7 protein-coding genes and 1 pseudogene are annotated in these 18,110 nt (G+C 63.1%); 4 read left to right on the top strand and 4 right to left on the bottom strand.

Annotation, left to right across the window (positions count from 1 at the left end; all coding sequences use genetic code 11):
• The first annotated feature begins 132 nt into the window (after positions 1-132).
• Positions 133-9,456 (top strand): AIDA repeat-containing protein, encoded by a 9,324-nt coding sequence (locus GOB90_RS14155; RefSeq protein WP_146889858.1) that lies wholly within the window; start codon positions 133-135, stop codon positions 9,454-9,456.
• 222 nt (positions 9,457-9,678) lie between these two features.
• Here GOB90_RS14155 and GOB90_RS14150 read toward each other — a convergent pair whose 3' ends face one another.
• Positions 9,679-11,904: a ComEC/Rec2 family competence protein gene (locus GOB90_RS14150; RefSeq protein ID WP_173572109.1), complete on the bottom strand. Its 2,226-nt coding sequence runs from the start codon at positions 11,902-11,904 to the stop codon at positions 9,679-9,681.
• An 84-nt stretch (positions 11,905-11,988) separates the two neighbouring features.
• Positions 11,989-12,480 (bottom strand): hypothetical protein, encoded by a 492-nt coding sequence (locus tag GOB90_RS19270; protein ID WP_242012048.1) that lies wholly within the window; start codon positions 12,478-12,480, stop codon positions 11,989-11,991.
• Positions 12,481-12,604: 124 nt separating this feature from the next.
• Here GOB90_RS19270 and radA point away from each other — a divergent pair, with 124 nt between their 5' ends.
• Positions 12,605-13,993, top strand: a complete 1,389-nt coding sequence (gene radA, locus GOB90_RS14140; protein WP_146889846.1) for a DNA repair protein RadA — start codon at positions 12,605-12,607, stop codon at positions 13,991-13,993.
• Positions 13,994-14,191: 198 nt separating this feature from the next.
• Here the strand turns inward: radA and GOB90_RS14135 are convergent, their stop codons facing one another.
• Positions 14,192-14,704, bottom strand: a complete 513-nt coding sequence (locus GOB90_RS14135; RefSeq protein WP_146889843.1) for an acyltransferase — start codon at positions 14,702-14,704, stop codon at positions 14,192-14,194.
• A 196-nt stretch (positions 14,705-14,900) separates the two neighbouring features.
• Between GOB90_RS14135 and dgt the strand changes: the two genes are divergently transcribed.
• Positions 14,901-16,130, top strand: a complete 1,230-nt coding sequence (gene dgt, locus GOB90_RS14130; protein ID WP_146889840.1) for a dGTP triphosphohydrolase — start codon at positions 14,901-14,903, stop codon at positions 16,128-16,130.
• A 310-nt stretch (positions 16,131-16,440) separates the two neighbouring features.
• Positions 16,441-17,523: an MBL fold metallo-hydrolase gene (locus tag GOB90_RS14125; protein ID WP_146889836.1), complete on the top strand. Its 1,083-nt coding sequence runs from the start codon at positions 16,441-16,443 to the stop codon at positions 17,521-17,523.
• 464 nt (positions 17,524-17,987) lie between these two features.
• Here GOB90_RS14125 and GOB90_RS14120 read toward each other — a convergent pair.
• A pseudogene (locus GOB90_RS14120) lies at positions 17,988-18,110 on the bottom strand (IS5/IS1182 family transposase); the annotation flags it as partial.

The raw sequence follows: 18,110 nt of genomic DNA, 5'->3' as shown, positions 1-18,110 counted from the left end.
AACAAAACAAAGTATTACAAAATAAAACGAACTTTACCTGACACTTATTCCCGGAAAAATATACGAAATATAAATATTGTTACACGATCCTGAACGCTGCCATTACAGAACAGGATCGTCCCGGATTCATTTATGACCAGCTCCAGCGTGCAGTCAGGAAGTTCCTTTTCGGGAACAGTCGCGGCTGGTGATGAAATCGATATCTCCGGCGGCGCGATCATCAGCGCAGCGACCCTCGCCTCCGGCACAACCGGAAGCAGCGGCGGCATCGCCATCATCGAGGCGCTGGGCTCCGCCAGCACGATCACCGTCCAGTCCGCCGCAAGCCTCACCGTCTCCTCCGGCGGCATCGCCAGCGCCGTCACACTCTCGTCCGGCGGCTCGGAAACCGTCATCGACGGCACCTCGGACGAAACCGCCATCCACGGCGGAACTCTCTCCATCGAAGGATCGACAGCCTCCGTCACCCTGACCTCCGCCAACTCCGGCGGCCTCGTCAACGTCACGGACAGCGCCACGCTGGCTAACGCCACCTTCAGCAGCGCCTCACTCAGACTGTGGGACGGCGGCTCAGCCAGCAACATCACGCTCGAATACACCGGCACCGCCACCGTTTCCTCCGGCGGAACACTCGTCAGCGCAACCCTCCGGTTAAACGGCTCGGCCGTCATTTCGTCCGGCGGCGCCGCAACCGACACACAGATCAACTCAGGCACCAACGAAACCGTCTTCTCAGGCGGCGTCACAGATAACGTGACGGTCAGCGATCAGGGCACGCTCTACATCAGCAAAGGCGGCTCCGGGAGCGGAATCGTCCTGGACAACGGCTGGGGCGCCGTCTTTGCCGGTGGTCTCGTCTCCGGCACAATCGTCAATTCCGGCAACCCGACCGGAACCCTCGGATATGACGGCTACCCGATCAGCCATGTCGGCCTGTACGTGCAGGGCACCGCCATCAGCACAACCGTCAATTCCGGTGGAATCGCCGGCGCTTTCGGCGGACTGCTCAGCGCCACAACCGTCTCGTCCGGCGGTATGCTGGCCGAAATCTACGCCGGCCGCTCCATCAGCGCGACCATCCTGAGCGGTGGCACGGAACTCGTCTCGTCCGGCGGCTACAGCACAGCCACCATCCTCAGCAGCGGCACCACACAAACCGTCACCCAGGGCGGAACAGCCGTCTCGGCCATCGTCTCCGGCGGCGCGACAGAATCCGTCAGCGGCGCCAGCGCCAGCGCAAAAGCCACCACCGTTCTCAGCGGCGGACAGATCAATGCCGGCTCCGGCGGCAGGATCAGCAACGCCACCGTCAGTTCCGGCGGCCTGCTCACCGTCTCGTCCGGCGGCATCGCCTCCGCCACGCAGCTCCTCTCCGGTGGAACCGAAATCATCGCTTCCGGCGGCCTCGAATCCGGCGGAACCGCAACATCCGCAACCCTCACCGTGCAGGCCGGCGGCTCCGCCGTCGATGTTGCTCTCAACGCCAGCGGCACACCCCCCGCCAGCCCGGATGACCCGTTCAACCCCATGCAGATCGCCGTCGGCGGCGTACTCAGCGATGCCACCATCGGCTTCGCGTCCGTCACTATCTCATCCGGCGGCCTCGCCTCGGACATCACCCTGCTGTCAAGCAATACCGCCGACGACAGCAATCTGACCTACGCCGCCGTCACTGTGGAATCCGGCGGCAACGCAACCGGCATCACGGTCTTAAACGACGACAACCTCACACTCTCATCCGGCGGCCAGGCCAGCGACAACACGATCGGCGGCGACGGTACCCAGTTCCAGGCCGTCGCCACGGGAGGGTGGCAGCCCTGCGCCGTGGAAACCGTCCTCACCGGCGCCATCACCTCCAGCGACCAGGTGCTCTCCGGCGGCATCATTGAGCTTGCCGGCGGAACAGCCACTGACACCACCGTCGCGTCCGACGGTTTTATCTACGGCGACGGCATCGTCTCCGGCGCGACCATCGACAGTTCCGGCTATGCAATATTTGCGGGCGGTACCGTGGACGACATCTCCGTCCATGCCGCCCTGTTCGAAATGCGGAATGGTACCATTGTCACCTCCGCCCTCATCGATTCCGCCAGCGTCGCCCGCGTCAGCCGCGCACAACTGACCAGCGCCACCCTCAACGACGGAACCCTCTCCGCCAGCAGCGGCGCGATACTCACCGATACCACCATCGGCTCAGCCGGCTCCGCCTTTCTCTCCTCGGGCGCCAGCTTCAGCACCGGCACCGCCCTCTCCGGCGGCACACTCAGCATCCTCTCGGGCGCCACCGCCACCAGTCTCACCCTCTCCGCCGACGGCACCGCCGGGATCTCCTCCGGCGGAACCCTCACCAGCGCCATCCTCTCCTCCGGCGGATCGGCCACAGTCTCCGCCGGCGGCACCATAAACAACGTCACCATTTCATCCGGCGGCACCGAAACCGTCATCGACGGCACCTCCGACGACACCACCATCGCCGGCGGCCTCCTCTCCCTCCAGGGCGCCAACGCCACAGCCACCATCACAGACGTCGACTCAGACGGCGAAATCACCCTCTCCGACAGCGCCACACTCAGCAACATCACCCTCGATAACGGCACCCTCAGCGCCTGGAACGGCGGTACGGCCAGCAACTTCACTCTCGGCTCCGCCGCCTCAGCCACACTTTCATCAGGTGGCACCCTCACCACCGCGACCATCTCATCCGGCGGCACACTCACCGTCTCATCAGGCGGCTTCGCGGACAGCGCCACCATCTCCGCGGGCGGCACCGAAACCGTCACCGACGGCACCTCCGACGACACAACCATCACCGGCGGCCTCCTCTCCCTCCAGGGCGCCAGCACCACGGCCACCATCACAGACGTCGATTCAGACGGCGAAGCCGACATCTCCGACAGCGCCACCGTCACCAGCCTCACCCTCGATGACGGCACCCTCAGCGCCTGGAACGGCGGCACCGTCAGCAACGCCACCCTCGGCTCGTCCGCCACAGCTCTCATTTCCTCCGGCGGACAACTCGACAACGCCACCGTCTCATCGGGAGGCACCTTCACCGTCGAAACCGGTGGAACAATCAGCAACGGCACCATCGAAGGCGGCGCGACCGGCACCGTGGCCGGCACAGCAAACGCCATCACCATCGAGGCAGGAGGCACCCTCAGCGCCGTCACCGGCGCCGTTGTCTCGGGAACACGCCTCACAGGCTCCCAGGTCGGAAATATCCCTTACGCCACCTTCATCGTCGAAAGCGGCGCCCGCACCTCGGCAACACAGGTGAGTATCAATGCCCGGGAAACCGTCTATGGCACCGCCACAGGCGACACCGTCGGCGGCGACAACTTCTACATTTCCACCCCCTCCACCGACGGGATCAAAGCTTACGACGGCGAGGAAGTCGCAGACGGCGGCATTTCCAGCGACGCCACCATCCTCGCTGACGGCTACCTTTGGATCGATGCCGGCGGGAACGCGATCGGCGCCACCGCCTGCTCCAGCTCCTACATCGAAATCGCCGCCCAGGGTGTCGATTCCGGCGCCACCGTCAGCGACGGCAGCCGCGAAGTCGTCAATGGCCTCTCATACAACGCAACCATCGACGCCGGCGCTTTCCAGGACCTCGAGGACAGCGGCTCCGCAATCTCCGCCACCATCAACGCTACCGGCGTGCAGTATCTGCACAGCGGCACGACAGCCATCGGCACCACAGTCAATTCCGGTGGTCAGGTCTATCTCTCGGGCGGCCTCATCAGCAGCGCCATCATCAATTCAGACGGCCTCCTCATCGTCTCCTCCGGCGGCATCGCCTCCGACACGCAAATCCTCACCGGCGGAACCGAAATCGTCTCCGCCGGCGCCCTCGAATCCGGCGGAACCGCCACAGCCGCCACCCTCACCCTCAATGGCGGCAGCGCCACCGGCATCACACTCTCCGCCGGCGGCAATGCGCAGGTCTCCTCCGGCGGAACCCTCACAGACGCCACCCTCTCCCATGGCGGAACCGCCACCATCTCATCCGGCGGCCTTCTCAGTGGCGGCATCATCTCCTCCGGCGGCCTTGCGGACATCTCCTCCGGCGGCACCGCCTCCGCCATCACAGTCTCCTCCGGCGGAACCACCATCATCGAAGCCGGCGCAACCACCGGCGGCGACATCATCTCCGCCTCCGGCTCGGAAACCGTCCTGGGCACCGCCAGCACCACAACTCTCAGCGCCGGCACCCAGATCATCGGCAACGGTGGCTCCGCCATCTCCGCAACCGTCGATCAGAACGGCACACAATCCGTAAACAACGGCGGAACAGCGCTCGACACCACCGTCTCCTCCGGTGGCACACTCACCGTCTCCTCCGGCGGCATCGCAAACAGCACCATCATCTCCTCGGGCGGCTCGGAAACCATCCTCAACGGCACCTCCGACGACACCACCCTCCGCGGCGGTCTCCTCTCCCTTCAGGGCGCCGAAGCCACCGCCACACTCACGGAGATCGGCTCAGACAGCGAAATCGACCTCTCCGACAGCGCAACACTCAGCAGCATCACCCTGAGCAACGGCGCCCTCAGCGCCTGGAACGACGGCACGGCCAGCAACGTCACCCTCAGCTCCGCCGCCTCCGCCACACTCTCATCAGGCGGCTCCGTCAGCACCGCCACCGTCTCTTCCGGCGGCCTCCTGACCATCCTCAGCAGCGGCGCCGCCTCCGCCGTCATAATCAGTGCCAGCGGCACCGCGGACGTGTCCTCCGGCGGCCAGATTAGTGACGCAACAGTGTCCTCCGGCGGCACCCTCACCATCGAAGCGGGCGGAACAGCCAGAGGCGGAACCATTTCCGACAGCGGCTCGGAAACCATCCTCGGAACGGGCATCACCCTTACAGTCCAGGCCGGAGGCACCCTGACAGCCTCCGCCGGGGCACAGGTCTCCGGCGCCACAGTCAGCAACTCCGGGCTGGAAACAATCGACGGAGGCACTTCGGAAGACACCACCATTCATGGCGGCATCCTGGAAGCTTCCACAGGCGCCGTTGTCACCAGCGTCCTGATCGACTCCGCAGGCACCGCAACCGTCAGCAACGCCCTGCTGGCCAGCGGCACCGTCAATGACGGCACTCTCAACGCAGAGGCTGGCGGAACCGTCACCGACACCACGCTGGGTTCGGACGGAACCGCCACCATCTCATCCGGCGGCAGCTTCAATGACGGCAGCGCCATCTCCGGCGGCACGCTCAGTATCCTCTCCGGCGGAACCGCCAGCGACGTCACGCTCGCCAGCAACGGCAACGCCCGGATCTCCGCCGGCGGCACGCTCAGCAACGCCACATTCACCGCCGGTGGCCTCGCGACAATCTCCTCTGGCGGCCTCATCACGGACGCCATCCTCTCCTCCGGAGGATCAGCCGAAATCGTCTCTGGCGGTCAGCTCAATACCGCCACCGTGTCCTCTGGGGGCGACATCACCATCGAAGCGGGAGGCATCGCCAGCGACATCACCCTCTCCGCCGGCGGCACCGAAACCGTCATCGACGGCACCTCCGACGACACCACCATCACCGGTGGCCTCCTCTCCCTTCAGGGTGCCGACACCACAGCCACCATCACAGACGTCAACGCAGCCGGCGAAGTCGACATCTCCGACAGCGCCACCGTCACCAGCCTCACCCTCAATGACGGCACCCTCAGCGCCTGGAACGGCGGTACGGCCAGCAACGTCACCCTCAGCTCCGCCGCCTCCGCCGTCATCTCATCAGGCGGAACCCTTACCACCGCCACCCTCTCCTCCGGCGGCAGCATGACCGTCGAAACCAGCGCCTCCGCCACCGGCATCACCGTCTCAGACTCCGGAACCCTGACCGTCTCGTCCGGCGGAACCGCAAGCGGCATCACCATCTCCTCCGGCGGCATCGCCCAGGTGTCCGGAGAAGTCACGGCCCGGTACTCCCTGCTCCGGATCGCCACTCTCATGGCCGTGGCAACCACATCCTCCGCCGTGGACTCCGGCAGCACCATCAGCAACGTCACGATTTCCTCCGGCGGGGAACTCCTCGTCAGCAGCAGCGGAACCGCAACCGGCGTCACCATCGAAAGCGCCGGCTCGGAAATCGTCGATGGCGGCTCGTCCTTCGACATCACCCTCCACGGCGGTCAGCTCACCGTCGAACAGCCAGCCGCCTCCGCCAGCACCATCACCGTCGATTCCAGCGGTTCCGTCATCGTCACAGACAGCGCCACCGTCAACGGCATCTCCCTCAGCAACGGCACCGTCAGCGTCACCTCCAGCGCGGAACTCATCAGTGTCACACTGGGCTCGCTCGGAAGCGCCACCGCCCTCTCAGGCGGCAGCATCACCAGCGCCACAATCCTGTCCGGCGGCGAACTGGATCTCGGACCGGGCGGAACCGCAACCGACGTCACCATTTCTTCCGGTGGTATCACCGAACTTTCATCCGGCGGCACACTAGCCGGAACCACCATCCTCTCAGGCGGCACACTCAGCATCCTCGCAGGCGGAACCGCCTCCGGCACGGATCTGACAAATGGCGGCGCCATCGACGTCTCCGACGGGGGCACCTTCAGCAACGGCACCCTGCTCGCCGACAGCCTGCTCGACATCCTGGCCAGCGGTAACGCCAGCGGGCTGACACTCTTCTCCGGTGCCGTCGCCACGGTTGAAAACAGCGGCAGCCTCACCTCCGGCACAATCCTCTCCGGCGGCGTGCTCGATGTCCTCTCCGGCGGCACCGCAAGCGACATCGCGCTGTCATCCGGCGGCACTCTGGATGTTCAGTCCGGCGCAACCCTGACAGCTCTCGACTTCCTCAGCGGCGGCAGCCTCGTTCTCGACGACGAAGCCTGGAACAGCGACGCGACAGTTTCCTGGGATTCCGCAACCAGCACGCTGACAGCAGATGAAAACGGCAACAGCTACACTTTCGATCTGACCGGAGACTACGAGAACGAAACCTTCGCGATCCTGGAAAACGATCAGGATCTCGCTCAGATCGAGATCGGCACCCCCTGCTTCTGCCGGGGCACGCTGCTCCTCACCACCAGCGGCGAACGCCTGGTCGAATCCCTCGCCATCGGCAACCGCGTCATCACCGCGTCAGGCCACCCGCGCCCGATCGTCTGGATCGGACGCCGCACCTTCTCCGGAACATTCGCTGCGGATAATCTCTCCGTCCAGCCAGTCCTTTTCCGAAAACACTCTCTCGGAAACGGCCTCCCGAAACGCGATCTGTGGGTCTCCCCCCTCCACGCCATGTATCTGGAGGGCAAACTTGTTCCCGCAAACGCTCTCGTCAACGGCCGCACCATCATTCAGGCCCGCCACTTCGACCTTGTCGATTATTTCCATATCGAACTCGAAACACACAACATCATCCTGTCTGAAGGCGCCGCATCCGAAACATTCGTGAACGACGGCAGCCGTCTCATGTTCCGGAATGCAGCCGAATTTGCAGAACTTTATCCGGATCACATCGAAAAACCCGCCCTGTACTGCGCCCCCCGCATCGAAGACGGTTTCGAACTCGAACTCATCCGCCGCAATCTGTCAGGTCACGCCAGCCTGAATGATAAAACTCCCTCCGGAACCACAGGTTATCTCAGAGAAGCCACAGGTGGCCATCTCCTCGGCTGGGTCCGGGCGGCAGATAAAAACGACGAATCTGTCGCCATTACGATCCTCGACAACAATATTCCTCTGAAAATCATCAAAGCAGAAAAGAAGCTTCCCGTATCGGATGCCCGAGCCGACCGCATTTTCAGCTTCGATGCCCATATCGGCGCGCTGCTCGATCCAGACCGTCCCCATCTCATCGAACTCCGCCGCACGGCCGATAACGCACCGCTGGCCGGCTCATCCGTTTACGTCGCTCCGGCGGAGCAGGACGCAGCCGTTCAGGCGCACCAGGAAGAAGGCCCCGTGACCAGGGAACACCCGCCACAAAAACCCGTCCAGGGCTATCTCGATAATGCAACCCGCAGAACAGCAACCGGATGGGCCTGGAACGGACCGGAACAAACCGACCCCGTCATTCTCGACGTTTTTTGCAACGACATCCGCATCTGCTCGGTCGTCGCAAACAGATACAGAGGCGATCTCGTCTCACATGCCATCGGTGATGGCCGGCATGGTTTTCACGTCGTGTTCCCCTGTGAACTCTCCCCCGCAGAGCGTCGCATCATCCGGGTCCGCCGCGCGGCGGACGGCGCGGAGCTGTACGGATCTCCCTTTACCATAGAAGCGGAAAACAGCTTCAGCACCGATCTGCAGGACGTCATCACCCGCGCCACACGCGCCGCCGCCGGCAGCGACGAACGCGCCCGGATCATCCACTTCCTGCGCAACCAGGCCGACAGCCTGGCCACCACGGAAGCCACCGACCGCTCCGGCAGATTTGAAACCGAACAGGCAGCCAGCGAAGCGCGACGCACGGGCACAGTTCCACTCTCCGGCGAAAAACGCGCCCTCGTCATCACCGCTGACCTCAGCGTCTGCCGCCCCGGCTCCCCGTCCGGCGGCCTCCGCCAGCACATGATCCTGATCAGTCAGGCCGGCTATAAAGTCACCGTCATCCCCGCCGGCTCTCACGCCGTCGTCCCAACGGTGCAAACCGATCTGGAAGCACTGGGAATCACTGTCTGCGGCATCCCCTTCGTCAGCAGTGTTGAAGATATGCTACGTCAGTATCACGATGTCTTCGACAGCGTTATCGTCGACAGCCCGGACCTGACCAGGCGCTATCAGGCCCTGATCCGCGACGAAATGCCGCACGCCCGCCTCATCATGATCGAAGGAAAAAACATCGCCCCGCCGGGACAGAAGACAAAAAACAACGCGCTCCCGGCAACACTCTTCGCGGATGCGATCCTGTCCTGCCACCCACAGGAAACTCTCCGCCTGCATCACCAGATGTCCGGAGCCAATGTCTTTACCCTGCCCGTGCCCGGTAATCTGACACCACAAACCGCGCTGTCCTTTGAAGAGATGTCAGGGTTTTTTCTTATCAGCAGCACAAACAAAGAGCGGCGCTGCGCCTGCGAAGACTATTTCCACAGCGCACTTCTGCCACCACTCCGGACCCTGTGCCCCGACCCGAACATCACGCATGATCCCGATCGCTGCCTCTCGGCCCGCGTCGGCCTCGTGCTCCCGGGCTCAGACAGCGGCATCACCGCACAGATCATGGATATGGCAGAAGCCGGAATCCCCATCGTCTTTGCCGGATTCACAAAGGATGAAACCGCACGGCTGCCCCTGCCACTCCACGCCCTCATCGCCCGGACACCCCGCGCCACCGCCGAAATCCTAGCGACACTTTACACAAACCCGGCTTTCCACCGCCTCATGTCGCGCGCCATGCAGAACTGGGCAACAAGAATACGGGACAAAGCCCAAACCACCTGGTTCGCTGTTCTCACAGACCCCAAACCCGCCACTACCCGCCGACGTGCCTGACATCACAGTGTTTTTCTCAGGGCTTTGCCCTGAAACCCACCAAAAGCCGGAGACCTTTGCAAACCGGTTTGTTTATCAACGGATCGGGGTGCAGGCAGAGCCCGGACCAGCGCTAACCTGTGACAAAATCACACACCAACAGTGAAACCGTCCCAAAGCCCCCGCCCTCTGGTTGAAAAGAACAAATCTATGAAAAAACAACAACACTTACAAAAAACACCCTCACTCCGCCTCCGCCATCGGCAGATTGGGCACCCCATGCCCCCCCGGCCTCATCACCCATAACCGCTCACCGGACCACGCTCTGTCCGAAACCACCCGAATCCCCCCCGCCTTCAGCCAGACAGCCTGCGCTCCCTCGCGCCAGACCGTAAACCGGTCCACCGTCCGCACCCCGGTACAGGACCGCCGCGCCGGACTCACCGTTACAAACAGATCCATACCCAAACAGAGTTTTTCCGGAAGAAGATCTTCCCCGTCCGAACGATCCTCAGCCCGAACGAGCACGGACCGCCCCGCCCGCGCCAGCACACAGACACCCGCCGTCCCGTCCTCCCCGCACGACAGATCACCATCCGCCGTCTCGCCGCCAGCAACAGGAAGATCCGACACCGGACGGGCAAACGCCTGCGCCAGCCCCTCCCTCTCAAACCACGCATCACGGGACCGCCCGGCCACCAGCAGCGCAGCCCCATCCCGGATCGCCACAACGCCGCCGTCCGGCGCCACCACCAGATCAGGCAGCGAAACCACAAAAGGCGAGATAAATCCGGCCAGCATCGGCACAATCCCCAGCAGCCGCCACCGGCGAGACCAGAGACAAAGCCAGCACAGACCCAGAAGAAATGTCGCCAGTCCCACACCCGGCGTCATCGGAACCGCAATCCGCGCCGCAGGCCAGGACGCCACCTCCCGCGCCGACCACACAATCGCATGAATGCCCCAGCCCATCGGAACAAACGCCAGCATATCAAGATGAAACGGAATCAGCATCACACCGGCCAGCCCCGCCGGCATCACCCACAACGCCGTCAGCGGCACGGCCACCAGATTGGCAACAACGAAAAACGGCTGAATCTCGCCAAAATGCGCCATCGAAACCGGTAACGTCGCCAGCCCGGCCAGCAAACTGGTCAGCGCCAGCGTCGCAACATGCACCATAAACCGCCGCGCCAGACCGCCATCCCCATGCAGCCGCATCAAAGGCCGGCGCAGCACTTCATAACCCGCGATCAGCGCCATCACCGCCGCAAACGACATCTGAAACGGCACATCCAGCAAAACCGAAGGCCCTGTCAGCAACAGTAACGCCGCCGCAACCGCCAGCCCCCGCATCGAAGCCGCCCGCCGCCCCGTCACCAGCGCCAGAACCACCAGAGCCGCCATCGCCAGACTGCGAAGCGCCGGAAGATGCAGCCCCGTCATCACCACATACACCGTGCCGCCCAGCAGCCCAGCCAGCGCCGCGATCTCCTTGCACGGCCACCGCAACGCAACCCACTCGACGGAAACCAGCCCGTACCGCGTCGCCGCCACAACAAGCCCGACAACAATGCCCAGATGCAGCCCCGCCACCGCCAGCAGATGAGAAAGCCCGGACGCCGCGAACGCATCCCGGTCGGAAGCCGGAATCGCGCTCGACTGCCCCACCAGCAACGTCGCGCCGATCGCCCCGTCCGTCCCCGGCAGCACCGCCATAATCCGCGCCGCAATCCGTTCGCGCAGCCATTCCAGAGACGTCCGGTGCGGTGCGGAACGCCCTGGACGCGCAGCCGCCTCATCACCCGCACCGTCCGGCTCCGCCGTGACCGGCCCGCCACCATCCGCCGCCGCAAACACAGCCGGCCCCAGCGCCCGCCCCGTGCCCGCCAGCCCGCCGAACCAGGCCTCCCGCTGCATATCCCGCGCCCCCGGCATCACCGGAAAAGCCGGCGCCGACAACAATGCCCGCACCTGCAACCTGTCACCCGGACCGAAAATAAGAGAGTCATCAGTCCGCAGACGAACTCTGAGAGACCGCCGCAAAGGCGCCATCCCCGCATCCAGCCACGTCTCAAACCGCACGCCCGCCAGCGTCACACGGCGACTGCCCGGCTCCCCCTCCACGCGGGACGGCAACTGATCGACAGACAGAACCCGGCCCGTCAGAATCACCGCATGCCGGGGCAGCTCCGGCATCGGCGCCGCACGATGCCCCTCGCTCCATGCCGCCAGAAACCCCAGCGAAACACACAGCAAAGCACAGCCGGCCAGCCGCGCGGATAAACGCCACCAGCCGGCAATCAGAACAGGACAGGAAAGAACAAGCCCCGCCAGGGCAAACCACGGCGACGGCTCATAGCGCGGCTGAAACCAGAGCAGAACGCCCGAAGCCAGCCCGACCGGCAGCCAGAGCGGCAGACGATGATGTTCCGAAAGCAGGAGACGCTGAAACCGGTCCGACAGCATCCCTCTCACCCGAACCCGCCCCCGTTCCCCGCATCAGAACGGACAGACACGCTGCCCGGAAACGAAGTTATCGTAAAAAGGTCGTTAAGCTGCCAGAGGACGACCTTCCGACGCGCCGAAAAACACATAATGAAGGAACAGATCGCCCTCATAGCCAAGAAGATCAGGGTTGGCCGCAATATAGGCCTTGCCGTCAAACAGCGCGTTAGGCTTGCGCCCCTCCTGATGGCCAACAGTCCGGTAATGGGTCGCCGCATCGATCCCGGCATCGGCCACATCGGGATAAGTCGTCAGATACCAGCCCGAATCGAAATACAGAGCATCCCGAACCGGCGGCACCCGGACGCGGACCGGCTCAACAACCTCGATAACCTCAACAATGTCTTCATCGACCGGCGCAATTTCTTTTCTCACCGCACGCTTTTTTGCTACGGCTGCCTTGGCAGCCCCCGCCGCGGCCCCGACCCGACGACCGGAAGTCTTTGCGGCCGGCTGCCGCGCACTGACATGGCTTGCTGCTGTTTTAGCCCTGGCTCGTGCCACGCGTTCTTCTCCCATAAGTCCCTGACGATCCATAAAAGATCAACGGGATGTAATGTTTATAGACACGACACGGAAAGACAATGTTTCGCTACGACAGATTCGCGTTAAAATAGTATTGTTTTCCACACATTGCCTCGCACACAGGAGAAACCGTCTTTTGGCAAAGCGCCCGATTCACCGATTTGTCTGTCAGTCCTGCGGCGCCGTCTATCCTAAGTGGAGCGGAAAATGCGAGGCCTGCGGCGAATGGAATACCATCGTCGAGGAAAGCATCGAACCCACCGCCTCCCGCACCAGCCGTTCAAAAACCCGCCTCGCCCTGACCGGCCTCGAAGGTCACGCCGCCCCGCCACCCAGAATCCACACCGATATCGCCGAACTCGACCGCGTCCTCGGCGGCGGCCTCGTCCCCGCCTCCGTCGTCCTCGTCGGCGGCGACCCCGGCATCGGCAAATCCACCCTGCTCCTGCAAACCGCCTGCCGCCTCGCCCGCACCGGACAGCACGTCATCTATATCTCCGGCGAGGAAGCCGTCGATCAGATCCGCATGCGCGCGCAAAGACTGGAACTCACCGCCCCCACCCTCCGGCTCGCCGCGACCATCAACGTCTCCGATATCGTCGCCACACTCGATACCGAAACAAACCCCGGCCTCGTCGTCATCGACTCCATCCAGACCATGTGGCTCGACAGCATCGACAGCGCCCCCGGCTCCGTCGCCCAGGTCCGCGCCTGCGCCTTCGAACTCATCCGCCTCGCCAAAAAACGCGGCTTCGCCCTTATCCTCGTCGGCCACGTCACCAAGGACGGCGCCCTCGCCGGTCCCCGCGTCATGGAACATATGGTCGATGCCGTAATGTATTTCGAAGGCGATCGCGGCCACCAGTTCCGCATCCTCCGCGCCGCCAAAAACCGCTTCGGTGCCACCGACGAAATCGGCGTCTTCGCCATGACCGATCACGGCCTCGTCGAAGTCCCCAACCCCTCCGCCCTCTTCCTCGCCGAACGCCGCGGCAATATCGCCGGCTCCGCCGTCTTCGCCGGCCTCGAAGGCACAAGACCCGTCCTGCTCGAAGTCCAGGCCCTCCTCTCCCCAAAAGCCGGAGACGGAAGCCCACGCCGCGCCGCCGTCGGATGGGATACCGGCCGCCTCAACATGCTGCTCGCCGTGCTCGAAACCCGATGCGGCCTCAAACTCTCCGGCATGGACGTCTGGCTCAACTTCGCCGGCGGCCTCCGCGTCAGCGAACCCGCCGCCGACCTCGCCGTCGCCGCCGCCCTCATCTCCGCCGCAACCGGCCAGCCCACCTCAGCCGGAACCGTCTATTTCGGAGAAATCGGCCTCTCCGGAGAACTCCGCCAGGTCTCCCAGGCCGACCTCCGCCTCCGCGAAGCCGCCAAACTCGGCTTCAGCACCGCCATCCTCCCCCGCCGCATCGCCCGCGCCACCAACGCCAGCCTCCGCCCCCCGCCCGGCTTAACCCTAAACGAACCCGGACACCTGTCCGACCTCGTCGCGGCAATGACAGAAAATACGGAAGAATGACTGCATCTGTTTGTTAAAAACGATGCTGACGGAACAAGAGATTTAAATCAGAAAATATATGCTTTCCGCATGATTTAACACACCCCTGCCACAGACTCATTCACGGCTGTCTGAACAACGGCCCGCATCTCCGTACGGATTTTCGTTCGACTATTTAAATACCATCGGTTTTCAGCGTCAGAAGGAATACATCCCCCCTCACACCGGCAGATCCCTCACCCGCCGCGCCGGCATCCCCACATACAGCCCGTCAGGCTCCGTGCTGCTCAGAACAACCGCGCCCACCGCAATCACACAGCCCCGCCGGATCGTCACCCCCGGCAGAATGGTCACCCGCGCCCCGATCCAGCAGCCATCCTCAATCACAACCTCCTTGTAAACAGCCTCCACCGTGCAGCGCTGCGAAGACGGACCAATCTCATGCGTCGCCGTAATCACAGACACAAACTGCCCTATCCGCACATTCTCACCCACGGTCAGACAGCGCGCCCCGTCAAAGAAAAAACCGACATTGATGAAGCTTTCCCGCCCCATCACAAGCAACGGCGAACGGATAACGCAGCCGGACCAGATGCACGCACTCGGATGCATCCGGGCGCCAAGCGCATTCAGCGCCCGTGTTCTTAAAAACGCCGGGACCGCTTCGCTTCCCAGCCATGAAAAGGCAATCCGGCGCAAATGTCGTATGATAAAATTTTCTCTGACATCCATATAAAACCGTTCCGTGCGAAGAGACCGTCTCCCCGATAAAATAAAAGACGATAAATGTGTGAAAAATAAGGGGTTAATGGAAAAATAATTATTCCTGCAGAGAAATCAATACCTTCCCCCGCAAAGCCCCGTCCTCGCCACCCTCCCGCAAACATGCTCAACTCCTCCACGTAACACACCACCACACGAGGACCGCATGACCACAGCGCCGTACGCCATCCATGCACGGCCCTCCCGGGGCAGGCTCTTTCCGGAAGCCGAATCCCCGACCCGCTCCCCCTGGCAGCGCGACCGCGACCGCGTCATCCACTCCTCCGGCTTCCGGCGCCTCCAGTACAAAACCCAGGTCTTCATCAATCACGAAGGCGATTTCTTCCGAACCCGCCTCACCCACTCGCTCGAAGTCGCCCAGATCGCCCGCTCCATGGCACGACACCTCAACGTCGACGAGGACATTACCGAAGCCATCGCTCTCGCCCATGATCTCGGTCACACCCCCTTCGGCCACGCCGGAGAAGACGCCCTCTCCCTCGCCATGGAAACCTGGGGCGGCTTCGATCACAATACGCAGGCCCTCCGCCAGGTCACCATCCTCGAACGCAGATACCTCCAGTTCGATGGCCTCAACCTCACCTGGGAAACCCTCGAAGGCCTCGCCAAACACAACGGCCCCGTCGATTACCCCTCCGGCTGGCTTCGCGATTACGACGCCGCCCACCCCCTCGACCTGCACACCTTCGCATCCGTCGAAGCCCAGCTCGCCGCCCTCGCCGACGACATCGCCTATCACGGCCACGACCTCGACGACGGCGTGAAATCCGGCCTCCTCGCCCTGGACGACCTCGCCAACGTCCCCATCGTCGGCCCCGCCCTGAAAGAAGCCCGCGAACTGGCCCGCAACCTCCCGCCCCGCGCGGACCCGCGCTACGGCGCCGGCGAAACCGGCGAGCCCCCCGCCGAAGGCTCCGTCGCCATTCCCGCCATGGAACAGCGCCTCCGCCACGAAACCGTCCGCCGCACCATCAATATCCTGGCCACCGATGTCCTCAACCGGACCAAACTCAACCTCGCGAAACTCGACCCGCGATCCGCCGACGACATCCGCCACGCCGATCACCAGGTCGTCGCCTTCAGCCCGGAAATCGCCGACGCCAACGCCGCTATCCGCGAATTCCTCTTCGCGAAACTCTACCGGCACTGGAAGGTCAACCGCATGACCCACAAAGCCAGACACGTCGTCGCCGAACTCTTCGCCACCCTCGGCGCCTCGCCCGGCCTCCTCCCCGACGGCTGGCGCGACCAAGCCCTCGCCGCCACGGACGAACCCGCCAGACGCCGCGTCGTCGCCGATTATCTCGCCTCCATGACAGACCGCTTTGCCATGGAAGAACACAGACGCCTGACCGATCTCTCCGTCCCCGGATAAAATGCGCCTTGAGTGTTGCTGCGTTTCTCAGGGCTTTGCCCTGAAACCCACCAAAGGCCGGAGGCCTTTGGAAACCTTTTTGTTTGTCAACAATCGGGGTGCAGGGGCCAGCGGCCCCTGCCGGGCGCGGGCAGAGCCCGGCAGGAACTAACCCGTGAGGAAACTCACACCTCAACAGGTAAGGCGAACAGACCCTTTTCAATCCATGCTATTTAATAAACAGGACCGGCAGGACAACGCGCTCTTTGCCGGAAGTCAGGATAATACCCTGAAAACACCTCGGGAAATCAACCACCGGAGCCTTCGGTTCATGCCTCTCGCCTTCCCCGTATCCGACCACTGCGACGGCGAGCACTTCGCCAACCCACCCCTTCCCTCCACCTGGCAACCCGCCTTGCGCCCGCCCGCCTGGCCCGACGAACCCGCCGCCGGCAGTACTCCCGCCCCCCGGCGCAAACGCGGAATCCGGCCCGTCATGATGCTGCGCTGGATGATCTCCATGGCGCGGGAACAGCGCAAACAGATCATCGACCCTACCCCCGCGGGCGACCCACACGCTCCCCTCGACCCCGGCACCGTCAGCGTCACCATGATCGGTCACTGCACCTTCCTGCTCCGCCTCCGCCAGACAGACGGAAGCGTGCTGACCATCCTCACCGACCCCATCTTCTCGGAACGCTGCTCCCCGTTCTCCTTCTTCGGCCCGAAACGCCTCCGCGCACCCGGTCGCCTCTGGAAAGACCTCCCGAAAGTCGACCTCCTCCTGATCTCACACTGCCATTACGACCACCTCGACCTCCCCTCCCTGCGCGCCATCGCCCGCCGCGATAACCCCGTCGTCGTCACCCCCCTGAACAACGCCGATATCCTCCGCAAAGCCGGCCTCACCCGCGTCGCCGAAGCCGACTGGTGGCAGCCCACCCGCATGGGCAACACCGAAATCATCTGCACCCCCGCCCGCCACTTCGCCCAGCGCACGCCATGGGATGCCTCAAAACGCCTCTGGGGCGGCTTCATGATCCGCGTCCCGCAGCCTGGTAACGCACCGCCTCTCTCCGTCTTCTTCGCCGGCGACAGCGCCCACGGCCCGCACTGGCAGACCATTCACGACCGCCTCGGACCGCCCGACCTCGCCATGCTCCCCATCGGCGCCTACGCCCCGCGCAGCTTTCTCAAAGCCGTCCACGCCGACCCCGTCGAAGCCGTCGCCGCCTTCCAGGCCCTCAACGCCCGCCGCGCCCTCCCCATGCATTACGGCGTCTTCCCACTGTCCGGCGAACCTCCCGGCGAACCCGAACGCTGCCTCGCCGAAACCGCCGCCTGGGCAGGTCTCGCCCCGGACGCCTTCGCACCCATGGCGTTCGGAGAAACACGAAATATCGTTTTCGGATAAGGCGGGATTTCCTCGGGGCTTTGCCCTGAAACCCACAAAGGGGCACAGCCTCTTTGATCCCTTTTTTATTGGTGTATTCTACTGATCTGTTACGCTTACCAGACCGGCGACCAGGACCGGGATAGTGGAAAGTCCGGTTCGAAGAAATGTAGCTTAATAAACCGCCATTATAGCTTCCATCTGCCTGCTTCTTATTTTTTGTGCTAATGTTGCGCCGATATCTATTAAGCTTTCATCTATCTTTAGTTTTCGTGGATACATATATCAAAGTGGCATTGAGTGTATTCGTCTCGCCGCCAAAAGCGGACAAGATAGTCTCCGGAAAACAATTTCTCTCAAACAGGATCAACTGAAACAATATCTCCCGGATAATATTTTTATTGGAGAACATGATGAAAATGGAAATATACCGTGGGAACAGAGCGCTATTCTCAGCTTAGACATTGAACGTCTTAGAGCCTGAATCAGAAAGCGGCTTGATTGATTTTTCGCAGAACTCTGCGGATATGGGCAATCATCAACCATGCGCAGGATGACGAGATTGTTGTCTCGACATCCTTCGTGAGGCGACGGCAACGTCCGAGCCA

The sequence above is a fragment of the Acetobacter oeni genome, assembly GCF_011516825.1.
In the GTDB taxonomy this organism is placed as follows: domain Bacteria; phylum Pseudomonadota; class Alphaproteobacteria; order Acetobacterales; family Acetobacteraceae; genus Acetobacter; species Acetobacter oeni.
This window is presented reverse-complemented; position numbering and strand designations above follow the sequence as displayed.